This is a genomic window from Microcystis sp. M53598_WE2 (assembly GCF_030067735.1).
Lineage (GTDB): Bacteria > Cyanobacteriota > Cyanobacteriia > Cyanobacteriales > Microcystaceae > Microcystis > Microcystis aeruginosa.
On the sequence record NZ_JASJFE010000555.1, the window covers coordinates 1 to 1,019 of the forward strand.

Genomic DNA, 1,019 nt, shown 5'->3' on the forward strand with positions numbered 1-1,019 from the left:
TAACAATGGAAAAATTCAATTCTAAAGATAACTTTCTCTACCCTAAAACCAGCTACAGGGGTTTATTCACGCCACAAAATTTAGTTTTTAACGCTAATTTGCAGGAATTCGCCCTGAGAGTCTCTTTTATCGCTGGTTTACACAGTGGGGGAAAGCTTACCTCCACGGAAGCTTACGAGAAAATTAACCAGCTTTGGCAAGAGTTGAATACCAGTCAAAAATTCCTACTAGCTAATCATTTTGAGGATCACGGAGATTGAGAGATGGGGGTTTTTCAGTGATCAGTAAACAGTAAACAGTAATCAGTATCTAAAGTGCCACATTGACAAAAGTGGGTCAAGTAGTTCTTAGTTATGTCAGAGCTTTCTGGCCATAGCTGGCTTTCATCTTCTAGATAAAAATGTTATCAAAAGACAAAAGCGGGTAATTCTGCCGCTACAATATGATAGCGAGTTGTCAAGAGAACAGTAAAAGAACTGCCAATTGGATCTAGATGCCTCAATATACTACTAAACAAGCAACGGAAAACCCTGTTGTGTCCGACCAGTCCGCCAAGAATCCCTTTTCACTATTTGGTCAATTTTGGGAAAGCCTAAAAATTGTCGCTCAACCCTATTGGTATCCAACGGAGTTAAATGGACGTGCCTTTGGAGATGTGATCATTTCTTGGGGGATGTCAGCTTTGATTCTTTTAAGTATCTTGGCAACGGTGGGGGTAGAAGCTTTTAGTAGCTACTGGAATCGTTATGTACTCGACATTATTATTGAAGATAGAGATCTTTCTAAATATCTAAATACGCTGTGGTTATCCAGTTTGTTGATTATATTAACAACGGGGTTATTTGCTTTTTCTCAATTTATTCGTCGCAAAGTAGCCTTAGATTGGTATAAGTGGTTAACGAAACAAACCGTCAAAAAATATCTCAATTATCGCGCTTATTATAACATTGATTTTACCTCAGCTTTAAAAAATCCCGATCAAAGATTATCTCAAGAAATTGAACCAATTACGACCATGA

The 1,019-nt window shown here is 37.9% G+C and carries 1 protein-coding gene and 1 pseudogene; both read left to right on the forward strand.

All coding sequences use genetic code 11. The features are described from left to right. Positions 1-5 precede the first annotated feature (5 nt). Positions 6-260 (forward strand): DUF7219 family protein, encoded by a 255-nt coding sequence (locus tag PX636_RS11310; RefSeq protein ID WP_002740468.1) that lies wholly within the window; start codon positions 6-8, stop codon positions 258-260. A 233-nt stretch (positions 261-493) separates the two neighbouring features. Then, positions 494-1,019: pseudogene (locus PX636_RS11315) on the forward strand (ABC transporter ATP-binding protein/permease); the annotation flags it as partial.